15 protein-coding genes are annotated in these 18,809 nt (G+C 60.4%); 8 read left to right on the top strand and 7 right to left on the bottom strand.

What is annotated here, in order from left to right:
- Positions 1–12: 12 nt before the first annotated feature.
- From GPA25_RS17690 to GPA25_RS17675, 4 genes are all read right to left on the bottom strand, one after another.
- Positions 13–438 (bottom strand): PIN domain-containing protein, encoded by a 426-nt coding sequence (locus GPA25_RS17690; protein ID WP_169261728.1) that lies wholly within the window; start codon positions 436–438, stop codon positions 13–15.
- Positions 435–662: a type II toxin-antitoxin system prevent-host-death family antitoxin gene (locus GPA25_RS17685; protein ID WP_169261727.1), complete on the bottom strand. Its 228-nt coding sequence runs from the start codon at positions 660–662 to the stop codon at positions 435–437. Before GPA25_RS17685 ends, GPA25_RS17690 begins: the two co-directional genes overlap by 4 nt.
- A 338-nt stretch (positions 663–1,000) precedes the next feature.
- On the bottom strand, positions 1,001–1,669 hold the full coding sequence (locus tag GPA25_RS17680) for a transglutaminase domain-containing protein (protein WP_169261726.1): 669 nt from the start codon (positions 1,667–1,669) through the stop codon (positions 1,001–1,003).
- A gap of 85 nt (positions 1,670–1,754) precedes the next feature.
- Positions 1,755–2,942: an acetyl-CoA C-acyltransferase family protein gene (locus GPA25_RS17675; RefSeq protein WP_169261742.1), complete on the bottom strand. Its 1,188-nt coding sequence runs from the start codon at positions 2,940–2,942 to the stop codon at positions 1,755–1,757.
- 443 nt (positions 2,943–3,385) lie between these two features.
- Between GPA25_RS17675 and GPA25_RS17670 the strand changes: the two genes are divergently transcribed.
- The 8 genes from GPA25_RS17670 (at position 3,386) to GPA25_RS17635 (ending at position 15,234) form a co-directional block, all read left to right on the top strand.
- The gene (locus tag GPA25_RS17670; protein ID WP_246265817.1) at positions 3,386–3,892 is read left to right on the top strand and encodes a MaoC family dehydratase; all 507 of its coding nucleotides are present in this window, start codon (positions 3,386–3,388) and stop codon (positions 3,890–3,892) included.
- Positions 3,889–4,767: an HpcH/HpaI aldolase/citrate lyase family protein gene (locus GPA25_RS17665; RefSeq protein WP_169261725.1), complete on the top strand. Its 879-nt coding sequence runs from the start codon at positions 3,889–3,891 to the stop codon at positions 4,765–4,767. Before GPA25_RS17670 ends, GPA25_RS17665 begins: the two co-directional genes overlap by 4 nt.
- Positions 4,706–5,995, top strand: a complete 1,290-nt coding sequence (locus GPA25_RS17660) for an acyl-CoA dehydrogenase family protein (protein WP_246265813.1) — start codon at positions 4,706–4,708, stop codon at positions 5,993–5,995. The genes GPA25_RS17665 and GPA25_RS17660 overlap by 62 nt, the downstream gene beginning before the upstream one ends.
- Before the next feature lie 153 nt (positions 5,996–6,148).
- Complete coding sequence (locus GPA25_RS17655; protein WP_246265810.1) at positions 6,149–8,116, top strand: AMP-binding protein; 1,968 nt, start codon at positions 6,149–6,151, stop codon at positions 8,114–8,116.
- A gap of 401 nt (positions 8,117–8,517) precedes the next feature.
- Positions 8,518–10,215: a DUF1302 domain-containing protein gene (locus GPA25_RS17650; protein WP_246265809.1), complete on the top strand. Its 1,698-nt coding sequence runs from the start codon at positions 8,518–8,520 to the stop codon at positions 10,213–10,215.
- Positions 10,216–10,234: 19 nt separating this feature from the next.
- Positions 10,235–11,578 (top strand): DUF1329 domain-containing protein, encoded by a 1,344-nt coding sequence (locus GPA25_RS17645; RefSeq protein ID WP_169261724.1) that lies wholly within the window; start codon positions 10,235–10,237, stop codon positions 11,576–11,578.
- A 92-nt stretch (positions 11,579–11,670) separates the two neighbouring features.
- The gene (locus GPA25_RS17640) at positions 11,671–12,741 is read left to right on the top strand and encodes a YCF48-related protein (protein ID WP_246265808.1); all 1,071 of its coding nucleotides are present in this window, start codon (positions 11,671–11,673) and stop codon (positions 12,739–12,741) included.
- A 36-nt stretch (positions 12,742–12,777) separates the two neighbouring features.
- Complete coding sequence (locus GPA25_RS17635) at positions 12,778–15,234, top strand: efflux RND transporter permease subunit (RefSeq protein WP_169261723.1); 2,457 nt, start codon at positions 12,778–12,780, stop codon at positions 15,232–15,234.
- A gap of 127 nt (positions 15,235–15,361) precedes the next feature.
- Here the strand turns inward: GPA25_RS17635 and GPA25_RS17630 are convergent, their stop codons facing one another.
- The 3 genes from GPA25_RS17630 to GPA25_RS17620 form a co-directional block, all read right to left on the bottom strand.
- Complete coding sequence (locus tag GPA25_RS17630) at positions 15,362–15,940, bottom strand: DUF2889 domain-containing protein (protein ID WP_169261722.1); 579 nt, start codon at positions 15,938–15,940, stop codon at positions 15,362–15,364.
- A gap of 366 nt (positions 15,941–16,306) precedes the next feature.
- Positions 16,307–17,452 (bottom strand): acyl-CoA dehydrogenase family protein, encoded by a 1,146-nt coding sequence (locus GPA25_RS17625; RefSeq protein WP_169261721.1) that lies wholly within the window; start codon positions 17,450–17,452, stop codon positions 16,307–16,309.
- A 92-nt stretch (positions 17,453–17,544) separates the two neighbouring features.
- The gene (locus GPA25_RS17620) at positions 17,545–18,414 is read right to left on the bottom strand and encodes an SDR family oxidoreductase (RefSeq protein ID WP_343034991.1); all 870 of its coding nucleotides are present in this window, start codon (positions 18,412–18,414) and stop codon (positions 17,545–17,547) included.
- Between the last annotated feature and the right edge of the window lie 395 nt (positions 18,415–18,809).

The raw sequence follows: 18,809 nt of genomic DNA, 5'->3' as shown, positions 1-18,809 counted from the left end.
AGGGCGCGAAAATCAGTCCTCCAGCGGAATGCACAGCAAGCCGAGCGTGTCGGCTGCTTGGCGTAGTCTCGTGTCCAGCGTCGCGAAACTGGCCCGGAGACGACGGGCGACTGCCAGGTGCAAGGCATCGCCGGCGCGTAGCGTGGCCGGCGTTTCGATGAGCACCGCCGCGGTGCGGAAATCGGCGGGTTCGATTTCGACGGTGCCCAGATGAGTCGACGCAAACCGTTGGAAATTGGCGAGCGCCGCTTGGCGCATGGCGCCGTCGACGGCACCCGTCCGTTGCTTGATTCCGCCCACGCTGGCCATTTCGGTGAGCGTCCACGCCGAGATCATCAGCCGTTCCTTGCGCAGGCTTTCGAGCCGCGACACGAGGTCAGCGGCTCCGGCCTCGCGAAAGAACACCGCACCGAGCACTGACGTGTCGAGATAGATCACAGGAGATCTTGCTCGCGCATCTCGGCGACGGTCAGTCCCGGGGCCGGGGTGGCAGAAACCCAGTCGCGCAGGTCGGACCACTCGAAACCATGGACGGGAGGTTCCGGCACGAGGCGGGCAACCGGCTTGCCGCGCCGCGTGATGACGACTTCCTCGCCGGCTTCGATTTCGGTCAACAGGGCGGAGAGATGCGACTTGGCATCGGCGACGGTGGTGGTCTTCACCCAGCGGCTCCTTTTCTGGTCATCTCGGACGAGATTGTCGGCTCAAATGGTCAGATCGTAAAGGACTCAATCTCGCGCTTCAGCATGGAGACGGGCGGCAGTAGGTCGTTGTCTTGTAGCTTTGCCTCGTCCGCCCTTGGCAGAAGATTACGGCGTCCTGAATCTCGTGGCCCCGCCGAGCGGGCGCTGCAACGCGGTTACATGACGCGGGAAACACTTGCCGAATTTGGCAGACAATCCCAACGTCAGCCTGCCCGCGGTGGCAGCTTGGCGTGCGACTCCCGCCATATCGGAGCCGATGACCCTGCTTCGATCAACTCGTCGCGCGTCGGTGCCGCTTACGACCGGAGTCGAACCTCTTCGATGAACGATTTCGCCCTGCAGTAATAACTTTCGTCGAGCAGCCGGGGGCTATGAGTTCGCCAAGTGGCGAGTATCGCCTCGAACGGGACATCGGCGAAATGGCCGCGATCAAGCACATATTCCATATGCTTGCGATTGCGTCGGTCGTAGGGATGGAAGATCGAGTCGTTGCGTCCATCGAACTGCAGAGGCTCGATTCCGACCCGGTTACACAGCGACATATCGAAGGCGGGGGTCGCCTTCACCCATTTCCCTTCCAGATGCAGTTCGGCGTAGGCATGCCAGCGAAACACATCGTCTTCGTTGGCCTCGATCAGGTGCGGCGAAGCGAGATGATTGCGTACGTCTGCGAACCCCAATCGTCCCGGAATGCCAAGGGCGCGGGCACACGCAACCAATAGTGCGGCCTTGGGGATGCAATAACCACGATTGCGCATGAGCGCCCGCTTTGCCGAACATGACTCCGCATGGCCCAGCCTGTCATAGGGATCGTACGTGATGCGATCCCTTACTGCTTCATAGAGCGACACTGCCCGGCTGATGTTGTCTTGCGTCTGGCCGGCGGCCTGTTGGGCGAACGCAATGATTTCCGGCGTGTCGCTTTCGACGAACTGCCCCGGCTCCAGATACTCACGATAAATCACGGTTTCACCTTTACATTTCAATGGGGCTCGCCTGCGAGACTGCGGTGGCGCACCCGAACCATACAAAGAAGGGAAGTGGTTGCAATCAGTCGACCCGTTCGAAGATCGCCGCGATGCCTTGGCCACCGCCGATGCACATCGTAACCAGTGCATAGCGACCCTTGATACGCTGCAACTCGTAAAGCGCCTTGACCGTGATGATCGCTCCGGTTGCGCCGACCGGGTGACCGAGCGAGATCCCGGAGCCATTCGGATTCACCTTTGCCGGATCGAGATTAAGTTCCCGGGCCACGGCGCAAGCCTGCGCAGCGAAGGCTTCATTGGATTCGATTACATCGAGGTCTTCAATCCTCAGGCCAGTGCGCTTCAGCACCAAGCGCGTCGCCGGTACCGGGCCGATGCCCATGTATTCCGGTTCCACCCCCGCGTGGGCGTAACCGACGAGACGTGCGAGCGGCTTCAGGCCGAGTTCTTTGGCACGGTTGGCGTCCGAGAGAACCACGGCGGCAGCGCCGTCGTTTAGCCCGGATGCGTTTCCGGCTGTGACCGATCCTCCCTCGGCAAAGGCAGGCTTCATCTTTGCCAGCCCGTCAGCGGTCATATCGGCGCGCACATGCTCGTCCGTTTCAAACAGCGTTACGCCTTTCCGCGTCGTGATGTCGACGGGGGCAATCTGCTCCTTGAAATAGCCGGCGGCGATTGCCTTCGCGGCGCGACGCTGGCTTTCCAGTGCGAGTTCGTCCTGCATTGCACGCGTAATACCATAGCGCGCCGCTACATTCTCCGCGGTAATCCCCATATGGATTCTCTTCCACGGGTCGTGCAGGATGCCCAGCATATAGTCTTCGAATCGGGTGTCACCCATGCGCGCTCCCCAACGCATCGCGGGGGCGATGAAGGGGGCACGGCTCATCGATTCAGCACCGCCGCCGATGGCGATGTCGGTGTCTCCGAGCATGATCGCCTGCGACGCCGAGATGATCGCCTGAAGGCCCGAGCCGCATAGCCGGTTCACGTTGAACGCGGGCACCTCTTTTGGCAGGCCTGCATCCATCGACACGACGCGAGACAGGTAGGCGTCGCTCGGCTCGGTGGGGATTACGTTGCCCATCACCACGTGGCCGATTTCGTTCGGGGCGACGCCGAAGCGTTCCAAAGCGGCCCGGGCCGCGATCATTCCGAGGCGGCCCAACTTCTCGTCCTTGAGCGATCCCCCGAAGGTCCCGATCGCTGTCCGCGCTGCACCCACAATCACTACTTCTCGTTGTGACATTTCGAAGTCCTGTTCCTGGCTGTCTCGCCCGTATTGAAAATCTCTCCAGCAACAAGTTGCGTGGGGAGCTCCCAGCGACATCCATGCCCGCCGTCGATCCTGTGCGCGAATCCTCCGGATAACGGCAAGACCGGTCTGGTTGACTAAATATAATACCTAAGCGGACGGTATGCAAGAATACCGAGCAGCTGTCGTGCTTGTCAGTGGCTGCACGTATCTCACCGAATTGATCGGTCCGCTGGCAACTACTGCGATGCAAGCGCAGGCGGCCTCCGATGTGCGGAAGCAGAATACCTCCCGTTCCAGTCGCATCGGCGGGTGTCACGCATTGAGGAAGGACGGAGACGTGGTGAGGGCTCACTATCCTGAGTCTTATGAGGCAAGCCCGCATCGGTGACTATTGACGCAGATAGTATGGCAGCGTATCGTCACGGTACGTACTGATGTGCAATCGTGCGACAACACATTGCAGCAGCTTTAACGATCGCGGGGGAGTCATGGCTGGTAAATATTTTGGTGAGCTCGAGCCGGGACGGGTTTTCGAGCACGAGATTCGAAGGACGGTAACCGAGGCCGATAACATGTGGTTCTGCGGCGCCACCTGCAATCCTGCACAGATTCATATCGATGCGGATTACTGCGCACAGACCGAGTTTGGCCGCCCGCTGATGAACAGCATTTTCACGCTCGGCCTGGTGATCGGTCTGACCGTGCAGGACACCACTCTCGGGACCACAATCGCGAATCTCGGCATGACCGACGTGAAGTTTCCGAAACCGGTGTTTGCTGGCGACACCATTCGTTCGGTGACGACCGTTGTGGAAAGGCGAGAAAGCAAGTCGCGACCGAACCAGGGCATCGTCACATTCAGGCATCAGGGCTTCAATCAGCGCAATGAAGAAGTGACGAGTTGCTTGCGGCAGGCACTGATGCAGAAGGGGCTCGCATGAAACTGCGCTCCTTGCTATTCGTTCCGGCGGACAGCGAAAGCAAGCTGGAAAAAACGCGTGACTCGAATGCCGATGCGTTGATTTTCGACCTCGAGGACGCAGTGGCGGCTGCACGCAAGCCGCTTGCGCGACAACTGGCGGCCTCACACCTCGAAAAAATGCAGGGCCAGCACCGCTGGAAGGCGTTCGTACGGATTAACCCTTTAAGTACTCCTGAAGCCCTTCCGGATCTGGCGGCTGTCGTTAGCCCGGGGCTCGACGGGATCGTGCTGCCAAAGGCCGACGGAGTTGCCGACGTGATCCGCCTGGGCGCCTATCTCGATGCGCTCGAAACCCGCGCCGGCCTGGAGTTGGGGTCTGTGCGAATTCTCGTTGTTGCCACTGAGACCGCCAGGGCAATGCTCAATCTCGATAGCTACGCGACGCAGCTACCGCGGCTCGTGGCAATGACCTGGGGCGCGGAAGATCTCTCGACGGCCCTCGGAGCGGCAACGAATCGGGAACGCGATGGAGGCTATTCGCATGTGTACCTGATGGCGCGGTCGTTGTGTCTCGTGGCCGCAGCCTCGGCCGATGTCGCGGCTGTCGACACGCTCTACACCGATTATCGCGATACCGAAGGCTTGGAGCGGGACTGCATCGATTCGCGACGACGAGGCTTTGTCGGAAGGATTGCCATTCATCCCGACCAGATCGAAATCATCAACCGGTGCTACACGCCGAGTAGTGAGGATGTCGCATTTGCGCGCGCAGTGGTCGACGCGTTTGCTGCTGCGCCGGACGCGGGCACGGTCGGGATCAATGGAAAGATGCTTGATCGTCCTCACCTCGTACAAGCCTTCAAGACACTCGCAGCAAGCGAATCCGCCTACTGACAATGCCCCCACGTCGCGAGCCGAATGTGACAGCGCCGTGCCGATACAAGGAATGACTGCCATGGATTTCTCTTTCAATTCTGATCACGAGGCGATTCGCGAAGGCGTTGGCGCCGTCGTCAAGGATTTCACCGACGACTATTGGTTGCAGCGGGACGAAGACGGTGTGTTTCCGCGCGAATTTCACACTGCCATGGCAGATGCCGGATGGCTCGGTATCACGATGCCGCAGGAGTATGGGGGGGCAGGTCTGGGCGTGACCGAAGCAGCAATTATGATGCACGAGGTTGCCTCGCACGGTGGCGGCATGACTGCGGCCTCGACGGTCCACATCAATCTGTTCGGCCCGCACCCGATCGTCGTATTTGGTTCGTCGGAGCAGAAGGCTAGATGGATTCCGCGGCTGATCAGCGGCGAGGATCAGTGCTGCTTCGGTGTTACCGAGCCGGATGCAGGCTTGAACACCACCGCGATCAAGACCTTTGCCGAGCGGGTGCCCGGCGGTTACATCGTCCGTGGCCAGAAAGTCTGGACGTCGACGGCGCAAGTGGCGAATAAGATAATGCTGCTCACGCGGACCACGCGCCTCGAGGACTGCAAGCGCCCCACCGACGGCATCACGGTTTTTTATACCGATCTGGATCGCGGCAAGATTGAAGTCAAGCGGATTCCCAAAATGGGCCGCAAGGCGGTCGATTCGAACGCGATCTTCATCGACGACCTGTTTGTGCCGGAGGAGGACCGCATCGGTGAGGAAGGAAAAGGATTCAGTTACTTGTTGCACAGCCTGAATCCGGAGCGAATCCTCATCGCTGTCGAGGCGATTGCGATCGGCCAGGACGCCTTGCGTCGGGGAACGCGTTACGCGAAGGAGCGCCACGTCTTCGGGCGACCGATCGGGCAGAATCAGGGAATTCAGCACCCGCTCGCCGAACGCTGGATGGCCCTTGAGGCCGCCTACCTGATGGCAATGAAAGCCGCGTGGCTATATGACAACAAGAAGACCTGCGGTGCGGAGGCCAATACGGCGAAGTTCCTTGGCGCGCGAGCCGGCTACGACGCTTGTCTCCAGTCGCTGATGACGCATGGCGGCTTCGGCTACGCGAAGGAGTATCACGTCGAGCGCCTGCTGCGCGAAGTCACGGTAACGCGGATTGCGCCGATCACCGAGCAACTGATCATGTGCTTCATTGCGGAAAAGGTGCTCGAACTGCCGGCGTCGTATTAGGCCGAAGGCCCCGGCAGGTGACTGATTTTTCCCAGGGCAGGGGCGACGTCCGTCGGGGGTGAGATTGATTCGGGATCGTGGCTTGAGGTCAGTCCGTACCCGGGGGCTTTGCGAATGGTATTTGGAGGAGACGATATGCTACAAGACAAAGTTATGGCGGCCGGGGATGCTGCCGCAGGTGAGTGCGGTCCGTGGCTGCCGGGTGGTGAACCGCAGGCTGGGCGCATTGCGCGAGCCTGCCTGAGGAGCGATGCTGACACGCGGGCGATCGAGCAGGTGCAGCCGGAAGACCTGCTGCCCGGTCGGACGACTTATGAGTGCATCAGCGCAGCGGCGGCGCTCGAACCGGCGAAGCCCGCGCTGATACAGCTCCTGTCCGCGGATCTCGCGGTTCCGCCGCGGATCATCACCTATGCCGAGATGATGCAACGGATCGTGCAGGCGGCCAACCTATTCAGTGCGGTTTCCGGCAGCGAACGGCCGTCGGTTGCGCTGATCCTGCCGATGGTGCCCGAGGCGCTGATTGCGACCTGGGCGGCGCAGACAGCCGGAATTGCCTGCCCGATCAACCCCTACCTGGAAGAGCGGGTCGTGGTATCGATCATGAATGCGGCGCGGGCAACGGTGCTCGTGACCAGCACCGCGAAATTCGGGTCGGGGGTGTGGGACAAGCTCGAGGCCATCTGTGCCCAGGTGCCGACCTTGCGGCGTGTGCTGATAGTCGAATCGGACGACCAGGCCAGCGACTTCATGCGTGCGCTCGAATCCTACCCTGCCGACCGCTTTGTGTTCGAACCGACGGATGATCCTCACGCGGAGGTCATGTACCTGCCGACCGGCGGTACGACCGGCGCGCCGAAACTGGTGCGCATGACACATCGCGGTCAGTTGCTCAATGCATGGATGGTTGGCTCGGTGATAGGACCGGAGCGCGATGGCGTGGTCGGCCACGCGATGCCGAACTTCCATGTCGGCGGCCTGAACGTGATCGCGCTGCGCACCATGCTTTACGGGCAGACCCTGCTGACCCTGACCACGGACGGGTTCCGAAATCAGGGGGTGATCCGGAATTTCTGGGACATCGCCCGGCACTACCGGATGACTTCGGTCCTCGCGACGCCTACGACGGCTGCGGCCCTACTGGCGGTTCCTGATGTGTCGTCCGAGGGGCACTCCATCGTCACGTTCAATTGCGGCGCCAGCACCGTACCGCTCGAACTGATGCGCGCCTTCCATAAGCGCTTCGGAATCTGGCTGCGGGAGATCTGGGGCATGTCGGAGATTCACGGCGTCGTCACGATGAATCGCAATGACGGCCAGCAACCGCTGGTTGGTTCGGTCGGAAGCTGCCTGCCGTACCACACCGTGAAGGCCTTCGAAGTGGATGCGAGCAACACATTTTTGCGCGAGTGTGCGCCGGGCGAACGCGGGGTCTTGTGCGTCACCGGGCCAGGCGTCACGCCTGGCTATGTCGACGCGAGTGTCGATGGTGAATTCTTCGTCAAGGGGGCGCCTGGTGGTACACGTTGGGCAAATACCGGCGATTTGGGTGCATTCGACGCCCAGGGTTTCGCATGGATCTTTGGGCGTGCCAAGGAACTCATTATTCGGGGCGGTCACAACATCGACCCGAGACTCATCGAAGAGGTCCTGGTGTGTCATCCCGGTGTTCAGACCGCAGCGGCCATCGGGCGACCTGACGCGGCAAAGGGGGAAATGCCGATTGCCTACGTACAGGCGAAGGCCGGTTGTTCCGTAGCCGCCGATGAACTGCTTCAGCTATGTCGCGAGCGGGTGCAGGAGCGGGCGGCGGTGCCGGTCGAGATCATCGTCATCGATCAAATGCCGTTGACGGCGGTGGGGAAAATCTCCAAGCCAGCGCTGCGCGTCGATGCAATGATTCGCGTATCGAGGAACACGGCTGCCGCCATCGTGGGCGAGAGCGGCTCGATCGACGTGGGGGTGGATGAAAGTGGTCGTCGTCCGCGGGTCGTTCTGACGGTCATGCTGCGTTTGGGCGATCCAGCTGTGCTCTCGGAGCGCTTGCGTCAGGCGTTCCAGCAATTCGAGTTCGAAGTGTTGGTCGAGATCATCAATGGGGCGTCCGCCTCGATCGCCTGAAGTCGTATTTTCATTCTGCGTCAGCGCGGCCCCTGAGCTTCGCTGGCTTCGAACAAGACGCGCACGCCAGCCCGGCGTGCGCGCACCCTTCTGGGCTTCGTCCCTGATCTCCTTTCTTTTTGCGACCGGCGCTCCTGCTTGATGGCGGGATGTGCCCGCATCGCATGAGTGCGGAAAGCTCGCGAGCACTATTATTCTAGTGTTGACACAGATGATATGTATCAATACGATAGAGCTGCGTACGAGATTTCACGCTCGATGCGATGATCTTCGAACTGCGCAAGCCAGAGTCTTCGTGCAGTGGCAGCTGAGGAAGGCGCTTGTTAATCACGATATGGCCCGAAGGGGTGAAAAAAATGCCTGGAAAGCAAAGGAAGGAGACAAGGACCGCAGGGCAGGGGTTGCCGAAGTTGGTTGCCATCGCTGCGGCGTTGAGTCTGATCGGGTCCGTCGAGGCGGCCGAGATCAAGACCGACAATCCCGACGTCCAGATGCGCTGGGACAACACCGTGCGGTACAACCTCGGTGTCCGTGTCGAGAAGGCCGGAAATGTCGCCAACAATCCGAACTTCGACGAAGGGGAATCGAAGTTCGACCAAGGTGATGTCGTCACGAACCGGGTCGACCTGCTGACCGAGTTCGACTTCATCTACCGGAAAAAATACGGCTTCCGCGTAAGCGCGGCAGGCTGGTACGACAACGCGTATCAGAACGGCGAGTCCGAGCGTAATTCGCATCTCCCGTCATCAATCGCGGGAAGCTATGTCGACGATAAATACAGCAGTTTCACCAAGCGCTTTTATCGCGGGCCGTCGGGCGAATTCCTCGACGCATTCGTTTTCGGGCGCTTCGACCTCGGGGACATGCCGCTTACGTTGAAGGCCGGCCAGCACACTGTATTCTGGGGTGAATCGCTGGGACTGAGCGGTGCGCTGCACGGCGTTTCCTATTCGCAGATGCCGCTCGATCTGCGCAAGGCCTTTGCGACGCCGGGTGTGGAAGCGAAGGAGTTGTTCCTGCCGCTCAACAACATTTCCGCGCAGCTGGTGGTCACGGACGACCTGGCAGTCGCCGGTCAGTATTTTCTCGACTGGGATCCCACCCGCATTCCTGAAGGTGGTACCTATCTGGGACCGGCCGATTTCCTGATGTACGGATCGGACCGTGCGAGCGCTGCCTTGATCAATGGGGGCGTGAATAAGCCGAAGCGCCAGGGTGACTGGGGTGTCAGTGCAAGCTGGAGCCCCGAGTGGCTCGATGGCAGCATGGGTCTCTATTACCGGAATTTCACCGACAAGATTCCGTCGATCTTCGTCACGGGATCGCAGTATCGCGAATATTTCGGTGAGGATATCGACCTGTTCGGCATAAGCTTGTCGAAGCAGATCGCGGGCATCAGCGTCAGTACCGAGATCTCGTATCGCAAGAATATGCCCTTGACTGCGCAGACGCTCGGCTCCGCCACGGCATCGGGCGCGTTGGCTTCAGTGCTGTTTCCGAATGGCGCCCCCTCACTGAAGGGCAATACCTACCAGGCGCGTGGCGAGACCCTGCATGCCGTAGTCAATGCTTTGGGCGTGATCTCGGACACGGCACTGTTCGATAGCGCGACCTGGTCGGCGGAATTGAGTTATGCCCGTCTGCAGAAGGTCACCGACAACCGCGACATGTTCTTCGGCGAAGGCTATGGCGTGTGCGACGAAAGTCGGCGAGCGGCGCTGGGGGCACGCTTCCGCGACAAGTGGGATCAGTGCGCAACCCGGGAGATGTTTGCGCTCGCGCTCAATTTCACCCCGGTCTGGCTCCAGGCGCTGCCCGGCGTGGACCTGTCGCTGCCGATGTCCGTCTCCGGAACGTTGAGCGGCAATGCCCCTACGCAGCTGGGCGGCAATGAAGGCAATGGCAACTACAGCATCGGGATCGGTGCGGACGTCTATTCCAAGTACCGCTTTGATCTGAAGTTTGTGGACTATTTCGGCAAGGTGAAACAAGGGGCAGGCGTCGTTCCAGGCACCACCCAGGTCACCTCGGCCAACGGCTTGAGCACCCTGCTACGAGATCGTGGCTGGGTGAGTTTCACCTTCAAGACAACATTCTGATTTCCGCAGGAGACGACAGATGAACATCAAATACTTGTTGATGGGTGCCGCGGCAGCCACATATGTGGGTGTCGCGGCGGCGGCAGTCACTGCGGACGAAGCGGCCAAGCTCGGCAGCACGCTCACGCTGGTGGGGGCCGAAAAAGCCGGCAATGCGGGTGGCACGATTCCGGCGTATGGGGGAGGGCTCACGAGCGCTCCGCAGGGCTACCAGAAGGGCAGTGGCATACGCCCCGATCCGTTCGCGAATGAGAAGCCGACCGTTTCCATCGACGCCAAGAACATGGATCAGCACGCCGAAAAGCTGACGGATGGAACCAAAGCGTTGATGAAGAAGTATCCGTCGTATCGCATCGACGTGTATCCGACCCATCGTACCGCGGCTTTTCCAAAGTACGTCACCGATAACACCTTGAAATGCGCGACGACGGCAAAGGCCACAAATGGCGGTTTGTCGCTGGAGGGCTGCCACGCCGGCATTCCGTTCCCGATCCCGAAGGACGGTTTCGAGGCGATGTGGAACCACCTCACCCGCTTCGGCGGCCGTAGCCTGGTGTACGACTACAAGGGACTTTACGTCGATTCGTCCGGACGACCGACGCTGACATCCGGCGGGACGTATTCGGCCGACTACCCCTACTGGGAGGACGGCAAGCCGTCCGAACTGCTGCTGCGCGTGAAGAGCGAATACAAGGAGCCCGTGCGGCGCAGTGGCGAAGTCATCATGATTCATGACGCCATTAATGCAGCGGAGAAGGGGCGCCGGGCTTGGGCCTACCTGCCGGGGCAGCGTCGCACAAAGCTGGCGCCGTCGCTCGCATTCGATACGCCCAACCCCTCTATGGGCGGTAGCGCCACTTATGACGATACCTGGCTGTTCTTCGGTTCGATGGAGCGTTTCAACTTCAAGCTCGTGGGCAAGAAGGAAATGTACGTTCCCTACAACACCTACAAGATGGCCTACCAGTCGAAGGCGGACGACCTCTTCAAGCCGATGCACCTGAATCCCGACGAGGTTCGCTGGGAGCTGCATCGGGTATGGGTCGTCGAAGCGACGCTCGCCGAAGGTAAACGTCATATCTACAGCAAGCGCGTGCTCTACCTCGACGAGGACTCGTGGGTGGCGCTCGCCAGCGATCAATACGACTTGCGCGGTCAGCTTTACCGCGCCGGCTTCGCCTACATGACACCGAGCTATGAAATCCCCGCGCCGACGGCGGACATGCACGGTTTCTATGACCTGATCTCAGGTATCTACGCGATGAATTTTTACACTGCCGAAACCAGCGGCATGCGCCATGTGCAACCGCTTCCCGACCGCGAATGGGCGCCGGAAGCTCTGGCTGGTGGCGGAGTCCGCTAATTTTCTGAAAGGGCTCCCGGCGGCGTCGAGCTTGTCGTCGGGGGCGTGAATGAGTCGGGGCGGCGAGGATATCGGTGCTCGGAGGACATGTAATGAAATTTCGTGAGCGAATCCGGACGCTGTCGAGCGTGCTCGTATTGATGACCGTCGCGTGTTCATCATGGGCGTTTCAGGATCCACTGGACCGGCCGGCAACGAAAAGCGCGCTTGCCCCACGAAGCTTGCTGAATGCGGTGGCCTATGCGGGCGAGCGACTGGTCGTCGCAGGTCAGCGCGGCCACATTCTTTACTCTGATGATGCGGGCAAGACGTGGACGCAGGCCGAGGTGCCGGTAAGTTCTGACCTGACGGCGATGCACTTTCCGACGTCGCAAAAAGGCTGGGCGGTTGGACACGACGGCGTAGTGCTGGCGACAACCGATGGCGGGAAAAGCTGGATCAAGCAACTCGACGGACGAGCGCTCGGGCAAGTCATGCAAGAGTACTACGCCAGGTTCGAGGGTAAGGGTATCGATGCCAGGCAGCTGGAAGAACTGCGGGCGGCGGCACAGCGCATTGCCGAGGAGGGGGCCGACAAGCCCTTCCTGTCCGTGTGGTTCGACAGTGAGACTGACGGATACGCCGTGGGTGTGTTCAACCTGATTTTCCAAACGAGCGACGGCGGCAAGACCTGGACCCCGTGGTTCGATCGCACCGAAAATCCGGAGCAACTTCATTTCTCCTCGATCCAGCGTGCCGGCAACGGGCTCTACCTCGTGGGCGAGCGCGGCATGGTGCTCAAGCTCGACAAGGAAGCGCAGCGTTTTCGTTCGGTGTCGGTCGACTACCCCGGAACCTTCTTCGGGCTGACCGGACGCGAACAGTCGGTTGTCGTGTTCGGCTTGCGCGGCAATGTGTTTCGGAGCGAGGACGGCGGTGCTCAGTGGCACAAGGTGTTGACCGGTTTGAACGTGACGATCACCGGGGCGACGCTGACCGAAGACGGCCGCATCGTTCTCGTGAGTCAGCGCGGTGACGTGCTCATGTCTGCCGACAACGGTCGGTCCTTTACGCCCTCGCCAATGGCACAGGCGCTGCCGGCCAGCGCCGTGGCCCCGGTCGGTACACATGCATTGGTGCTCGTTGGAACCCGCGGCGTCAACATTCAGCCGCTCAAGAAGTAGGCGCTGCCCCCCCGATTACGAGATAGAGAATCCGCCATGGCCGTTGGAACGAATAACCCTGACGTAATGCCGGTTGTGCCGAGCTTGAAGGATTTTGATTCGAGCTCGGGGAGCTGGCTGGAACGACTCCTCTTCAACAACCGCTTGGCGGTCATGCTGATTTGCCTGATCGCCACGGCGGTGCTGGGATACTTTCTCGCTACCCAACTGGTGCTGAATGCCAGCTTCGAGAAGATGATTCCGCAGAATCATCCGTTCGTTAAGAACTACTTGGCCAATCAGGCGGACCTGCGCGGTCTCGGTAACGCCATCCGCGTGGTGGTGGAGAACACCGAGGGGGATATCTACGATCCCCAGTACCTCGCGACGCTGCGCGAGATCAGCGACGAACTGATTCTGACTCCCGGTGTGGACCGGGCGGGCGTGAAGTCCCTGTGGACGCCGGCCGTGCGCTGGGTCGAAGTCACCGAGGAGGGGTTTCAGGGCGACCCGGTGATGGCCGACGACTATGATGGATCGCCGCAGAGCATCGCGCAGCTGCGCCAGAACCTCGCCCGTTCGAGCACCGCCCAGAATCTGGTCGCGAATAATGAGAAATCGAGCATGATCGTCGTCCCGCTGCTCGATCGCGATCCGCAAACCATGGCGCGGCTCGATTACCGCAGCTTTTCGCATACGCTGGAAGAGAGCATTCGGGCGAAGTACGAAAATGCGAAGGATGGTCCGAAGCTCAAGATCCACATCATCGGATTTGCGAAACTGGTCGGGGATCTGATGGATGGCCTCGCCCAGATGGCGACGTATTTTGTTGCTTCGGCCCTGATTGCCACGGCAATCATCTTTGCCTATACGCGTTGTGTGCGCAGTACGCTTGTGGTGGTGGTGTGCTCGCTGATTGCCGTGCTGTGGCAACTCGGGCTGGTGTCGGCGCTCGGCTTCGAAATCGATCCTTTCTCGGTACTCGTGCCCTTCCTCGTGTTCGCCATCGGCGTATCCCACGGCGCACAGAAGATGAACGGGATCCTGCAGGACGTGGGGCGGGGGACACACCGGCTGGTGGCCGCCCGATATACGTTCCGGCGGCTGTTTCTGGCGGGCCTGACGGCGCTGTTGGCGGACGCAGTGGGGTTTGCGGTGCTGATGGTGATCGACTTTCCGGTCATCAAGGACCTGGCGATCACGGCGAGCATCGGCGTGGCGATCCTGATCGTGACCAACCTGGTGCTGCTGCCGGTGCTGCTCTCCTATGTCGGCGTCAGCAGCACGGCGGCCGAGCGCAGCCTGCGCCTTGAGCGCGAGGAGTTGCGCGGCAAGGGGTTCGGCAAGTTCTGGCTGTTCCTCGAACGCTTTACGGAGCGGCGCTGGGCGTCAAAGGTGGTCCTGGTCGCCGCAGTGCTTGCGGTGGGCGGATTTGTCGTCAGTCTGAACCTGAAGATCGGCGATCTCGACGCGGGGGCCCCCGAGCTCAGGCCCGAATCCCGCTACAACCGCGACAATGCCTACATCACGGGCAACTACTCGCTATCCAGCGACCAGTTTGCCGTGATCCTGAAAACGCCGCCCAATGGCTGTGTGGATTACAAGACACTGACCGAAGTCGATCGTCTCGGTTGGCACCTGCGGCAGGTTCCCGGCGTGCAGACCACCGTGTCGCTGGCCGATTCCGTGCGCGTGGTCACCGCCGGCCTGTACGACGGCAGTTCCAAGTGGCTGACCGTCGCGCGCAATCAGGAGACCGCCAATTTCGCTGGCAATCAGTCCCTGATCAACAATCCCGATCTGGCAAACAAGGAATGCTCGATCGTGCCGGTGGTTGCCTATCTGGCGGACCATCGGGCCGAGACGCTGGAGCGCGTCGTGCAGGCGGCGAGCGAATTTGCTGCCGAACACAGCGTCGATGAACGCCAGTTCCTGCTCGCGGCGGGAAATTCCGGCATCGAGGCCGCCACCAACATTACCGTCAGGGAGGCCAACCGCACGATGCTGCTCTACGTCTATGTGGCGGTCATGGCCCTGTGCTACATCGCGTTCCGCAGCTGGCGTGCGGTGCTGGTCGCAGTCGTTCCGCTGGTGCTCACGTCGATTCTTTGCGAGGCCCTGATGGTCTTCCTGGGCATGGGCATCAAGGTTGCGACCTTGCCCGTTATCGCATTGGGCGTGGGGATCGGCGTCGATTACGCGCTTTACCTGCTTTCCGCGCAGCTCGCGTATCAGCGCAGCGGGCTCAGTCTCGCGATGGCCTACAAGAAGACGCTGCAATTCACCGGCCGCATCGTCGCGCTGGTGGGTGTCACGCTCGGTGCAGGGGTCGTAACCTGGGCATGGTCTCCGATCAAGTTCCAGGCCGACATGGGAATCCTGCTGACTTTCATGTTCATCGTGAACATGTTTGGCGCACTGGTGCTGGTTCCCGCACTGTCGTACTTCCTGCTTTCACCAAAGCCGGTAGCGACGCCGATTCTTGCGGGAGAGGCGGAACGGCTGGCGGCATGACGGAGCGATGGGCTTGAAGTGCGAGCGCGGGTGAGGCTCCGGACGCGCATCGGAGCCATTCGATGCGCGCCGCCGCTTCAGACAAGCGGGCAGGTTTGCTGGGCGCTGGATCGGTCATCTGCCTGCGCTATTTTCTTTGCTCTGACGAAGGCGAGACGTAGAAGTGCGGCTCGTATTCCTTAACCACCGGCCCATCGAGTGCCCACACCATGCACTTGTCGAGAAAATGCGGTCTCTCGCCTTGGGTCGTGGCCGAGTTCCTGTCATTGAGGCGCGCATGCAGCGCATGTGCGGAAACCGACTGATATGCTGCGGTCGCCGCATTGGACAGCAGGTCGCGGAGATGAGTGCATCCTTTCACGCCGCCGATGCGTTGTTCGATTTCCTTGCGCCAGCCCGGCCCGATCGTAACGCCGACCATCGCCTGCATCGGGTCGGCGGTCTGCATGCAGTCCGGAAATGGAGCATGTGCTGTCCTGGCGACGATTTCCTTGATCGTCAGCGAATCATCTACAGTCAGGCGTATATGCATGTTGTGCACGGGTTCGTGTGGCGGAACCTCGCCGGAGTGAAGCGTATAGGGGTAATCCTTGATGTCGCTGAGTTCGCCGTCGATATCCCATAAACCGTCACCGCGGAGGTAACACTGGTAAACAAACTTTCGCGTGTGGAGGCGCGTGCGGGGTTGTGCGTCAGGTAGTGTCATTGTCGATGCCGCCTTTCATGTCTTGGGGACTCCGCCGCGTGTGGTCAGCGGGTCGAAGGTCTGTTTTGCAGAGTGAGTGCTGCCCAGGGAGGTGGGGATGTGGCGAAACCGTGGGCGGGCTTTCATCGCCCTGCGCAGATCACGCAGCCACGGCCATGATCAGGTCAAGGCAATCGGCCTGCCCAGGATGCGCTAACTGTTTGTACGGGCAACGGATCGTCGTTCAGCGTAACAAGGTATCGGCGCCGACGACAAGGCTGTCGGTGCCGGTCAAGAGCGGACGAGTCATGGCTCCGGCCGTCGGAAACGATCCGACAATGGTCTTGAGGACAAGGAAGCGGTGTCGGACGGCTTCCTTGTCCTTGCTTACAGGTTGCGCGAGATGAGTTCACGCATGATTTCAGAGGCCCCGCCGTAAATCCGCATGACCCGGGCGTCGGCATAGAGCCGGCAGATCTCGTACTCGCGCATGAAGCCGTATCCACCAAAAAACTGCACGCACTGATCAACCATGCGCCCCTGCATCTCGGTCGCCCACAGTTTCGCCATCGATGCATCAACTTGCGTCAGCTCGTGCTTCACGTGCTTCGCCAGACACTGGTCGATAAAAGCCCAGCCGACAGCGAGTTCCGCCTTGATGTCGGCGAGCTTGAACCGCGTATTCTGCATTTCGGCGATTGCCTTGCCGAAGGCCGTACGCTGGCGGACGTAATCCACGGTAATGTCGTAGGCCTTTTGCGCCGCCGCCATGGACTGGACCGCGATGGTCAGGCGTTCCTGCGGCAACTCGGTCATCAATTGAGCCATCGCCCCACCTTCGGCACCGAGCAGATTCTCGACCGGGACGCGGACGTCGTCGAAAAACAATTCCGACGTATCGGCTGACAGGTGCCCGAGTTTGTCAAGATTGCGGCCGCGACGGAAGCCGGGACGGTCCGTTTCCACGAGGATCAGGCTCATGCCGCGCGACCCGCCTTCGCGGTTCGTACGGGTAACGACGATCACCAGATCACACATCTGGCCATTGGAAATGAAGGTTTTCTGTCCGGAAATGACGTATTCGTCGCCCTCACGCGCGGCCCGGGTGCGAATGCCTTGCAGATCGCTGCCGGTGCCCGGCTCGGTCATCGCGATGGCGCAAACGGTCTCGCCGGAGATCATCCGCGGTAGCCACTTTTGCTTCTGTTCCTCCGTCCCGTAGGACATGAGATAGCCGCAACAGACGTCGTTATGCACTGAAAAATCGGCAGCCGGTCCCGCGAAGCCGGCGTACCAAAGCTCCTCGATGATCACCGCATTGAACCGGAAGTCACCGCCGAGTCCGCCATAGGTTTCAGGTACCTGAGGGCAGAGGAGTCCGGTTTCGGCGCCTTTCGCCCAGTAAGAACGATCGACGATGCCTGCCTCCTCCCAGCGTGCGAAATGGGGCGCAATTTCCTCCGCGGCGAAACGGCGAACCGTGTCGCGAAAGAGATTGTGTTCCTGATCGTAAATGGGGCGCTGAGCGAGCATGTTCACTTCCTTTCAGTCTCGTTTCTTGAGGTGGCATTGCAAATCCTGTGGCGTGGGCACGCGCGCCCGCGGCCGTGCGTGTGAGGCTGTATCTAGCGCCTGTCGGTGTCCGTCTCTGTTTTCGGGCCGTCGGCAAGCAGCTTCGGTTCAGCGTCGAGATGGAATCCGTTGAACGGCCTGGATTTGTGGTGGGGGGTGAAATCGTTGTAACAGACGCGTGCGTTTGGTGCTCCGCCGTCAACACGGATGCAACTGCCGGTAATGAATGCAGCAGCGGGGGAGAGCAGATAGACAATTGCGGCGGAGATCTCGGAAACGGTCCCGTAGCGTTGCATCGGGATCTTGGTGGGAAATTTGAGGATTTCCTTTTGCGCTTCGGGCGTGTAGGTATCGAAGCCGCTGCTTGCGACGCCGCCGACCGCCACCGCATTGATGCGCACACCAGAAGGGGCCCATTCGGACGCCGCACTTTCAGTCAGATTCCACATCCCCGCCCGCGCTGCGCCGGAGTGGGCGTAGTTCGGCCAGCCGTTCCACATGTCGGCGATGATGTTGACGATGGCTCCGCCATGGTTCTCCATCCAGCGGTTGTAGGTTTCCCGCATGAAGATGAAGCCCCCCGTCAGGTTATTGCGCACCACTGCCTCAAAGCCTTTTGTACTGATCTCCTTCAAGGCCTTTCGGTATTGACCGCCGGCGTTGTTCACCAGCGCGTCGATGCGGCCGTGGGTCGCCAGCACCGCATCGATCGTTTCGATGACTTGCGATTCCTCGCGGATGTCGCAGACATGAGTGCTCACACGTCCGCCTTCCGCCTCGATCTCACCCTTCACGCTTGCGAGTTTCTCCGGGTCGCGACCTACGATCGCAACCGTCGCGCCCAGGGCACTCAGCTCATGAGCGGTGCAGCGTCCGATGCCGCTGCCTCCGCCTGTGATGATTACAACCTGACCGTCGAACACGCCTTCACGGAACACGGACCTGTATCCCATCACCTTCTCCTTTTGCCTGATTCGTGGTTGCAGTCAGTCGTTTCGCAGTGAGTCGCGCGTAGCCGGGGCTGCTGCGCTGTCCGCAGCGAAAAGCTGTTCTATAGCGAACAGTAAGCATGAATACTATGTATGTCAAGCAATCTGTGCCCAGACTGACTACGGGTGACGCATGCAGCACGGACGTGCCATCTGTTCGGATCGCTGCAACCGGAAACATCTTATTGTCTGATATGTATGGTTACGAGATATTGACACCTTTCGCTGAACAAATTTTTAATTCCGGCATGTTGACTTAGTGAGTGATGCTCACTAATCTGGAGTTAATGAGCGTAACTCACTAGCGCCCCGCATGTCGAGACACGCTG

The sequence above is a fragment of the Aromatoleum diolicum genome, from assembly GCF_012910955.1.
Lineage (GTDB): Bacteria > Pseudomonadota > Gammaproteobacteria > Burkholderiales > Rhodocyclaceae > Aromatoleum > Aromatoleum diolicum.
This window is presented reverse-complemented; position numbering and strand designations above follow the sequence as displayed.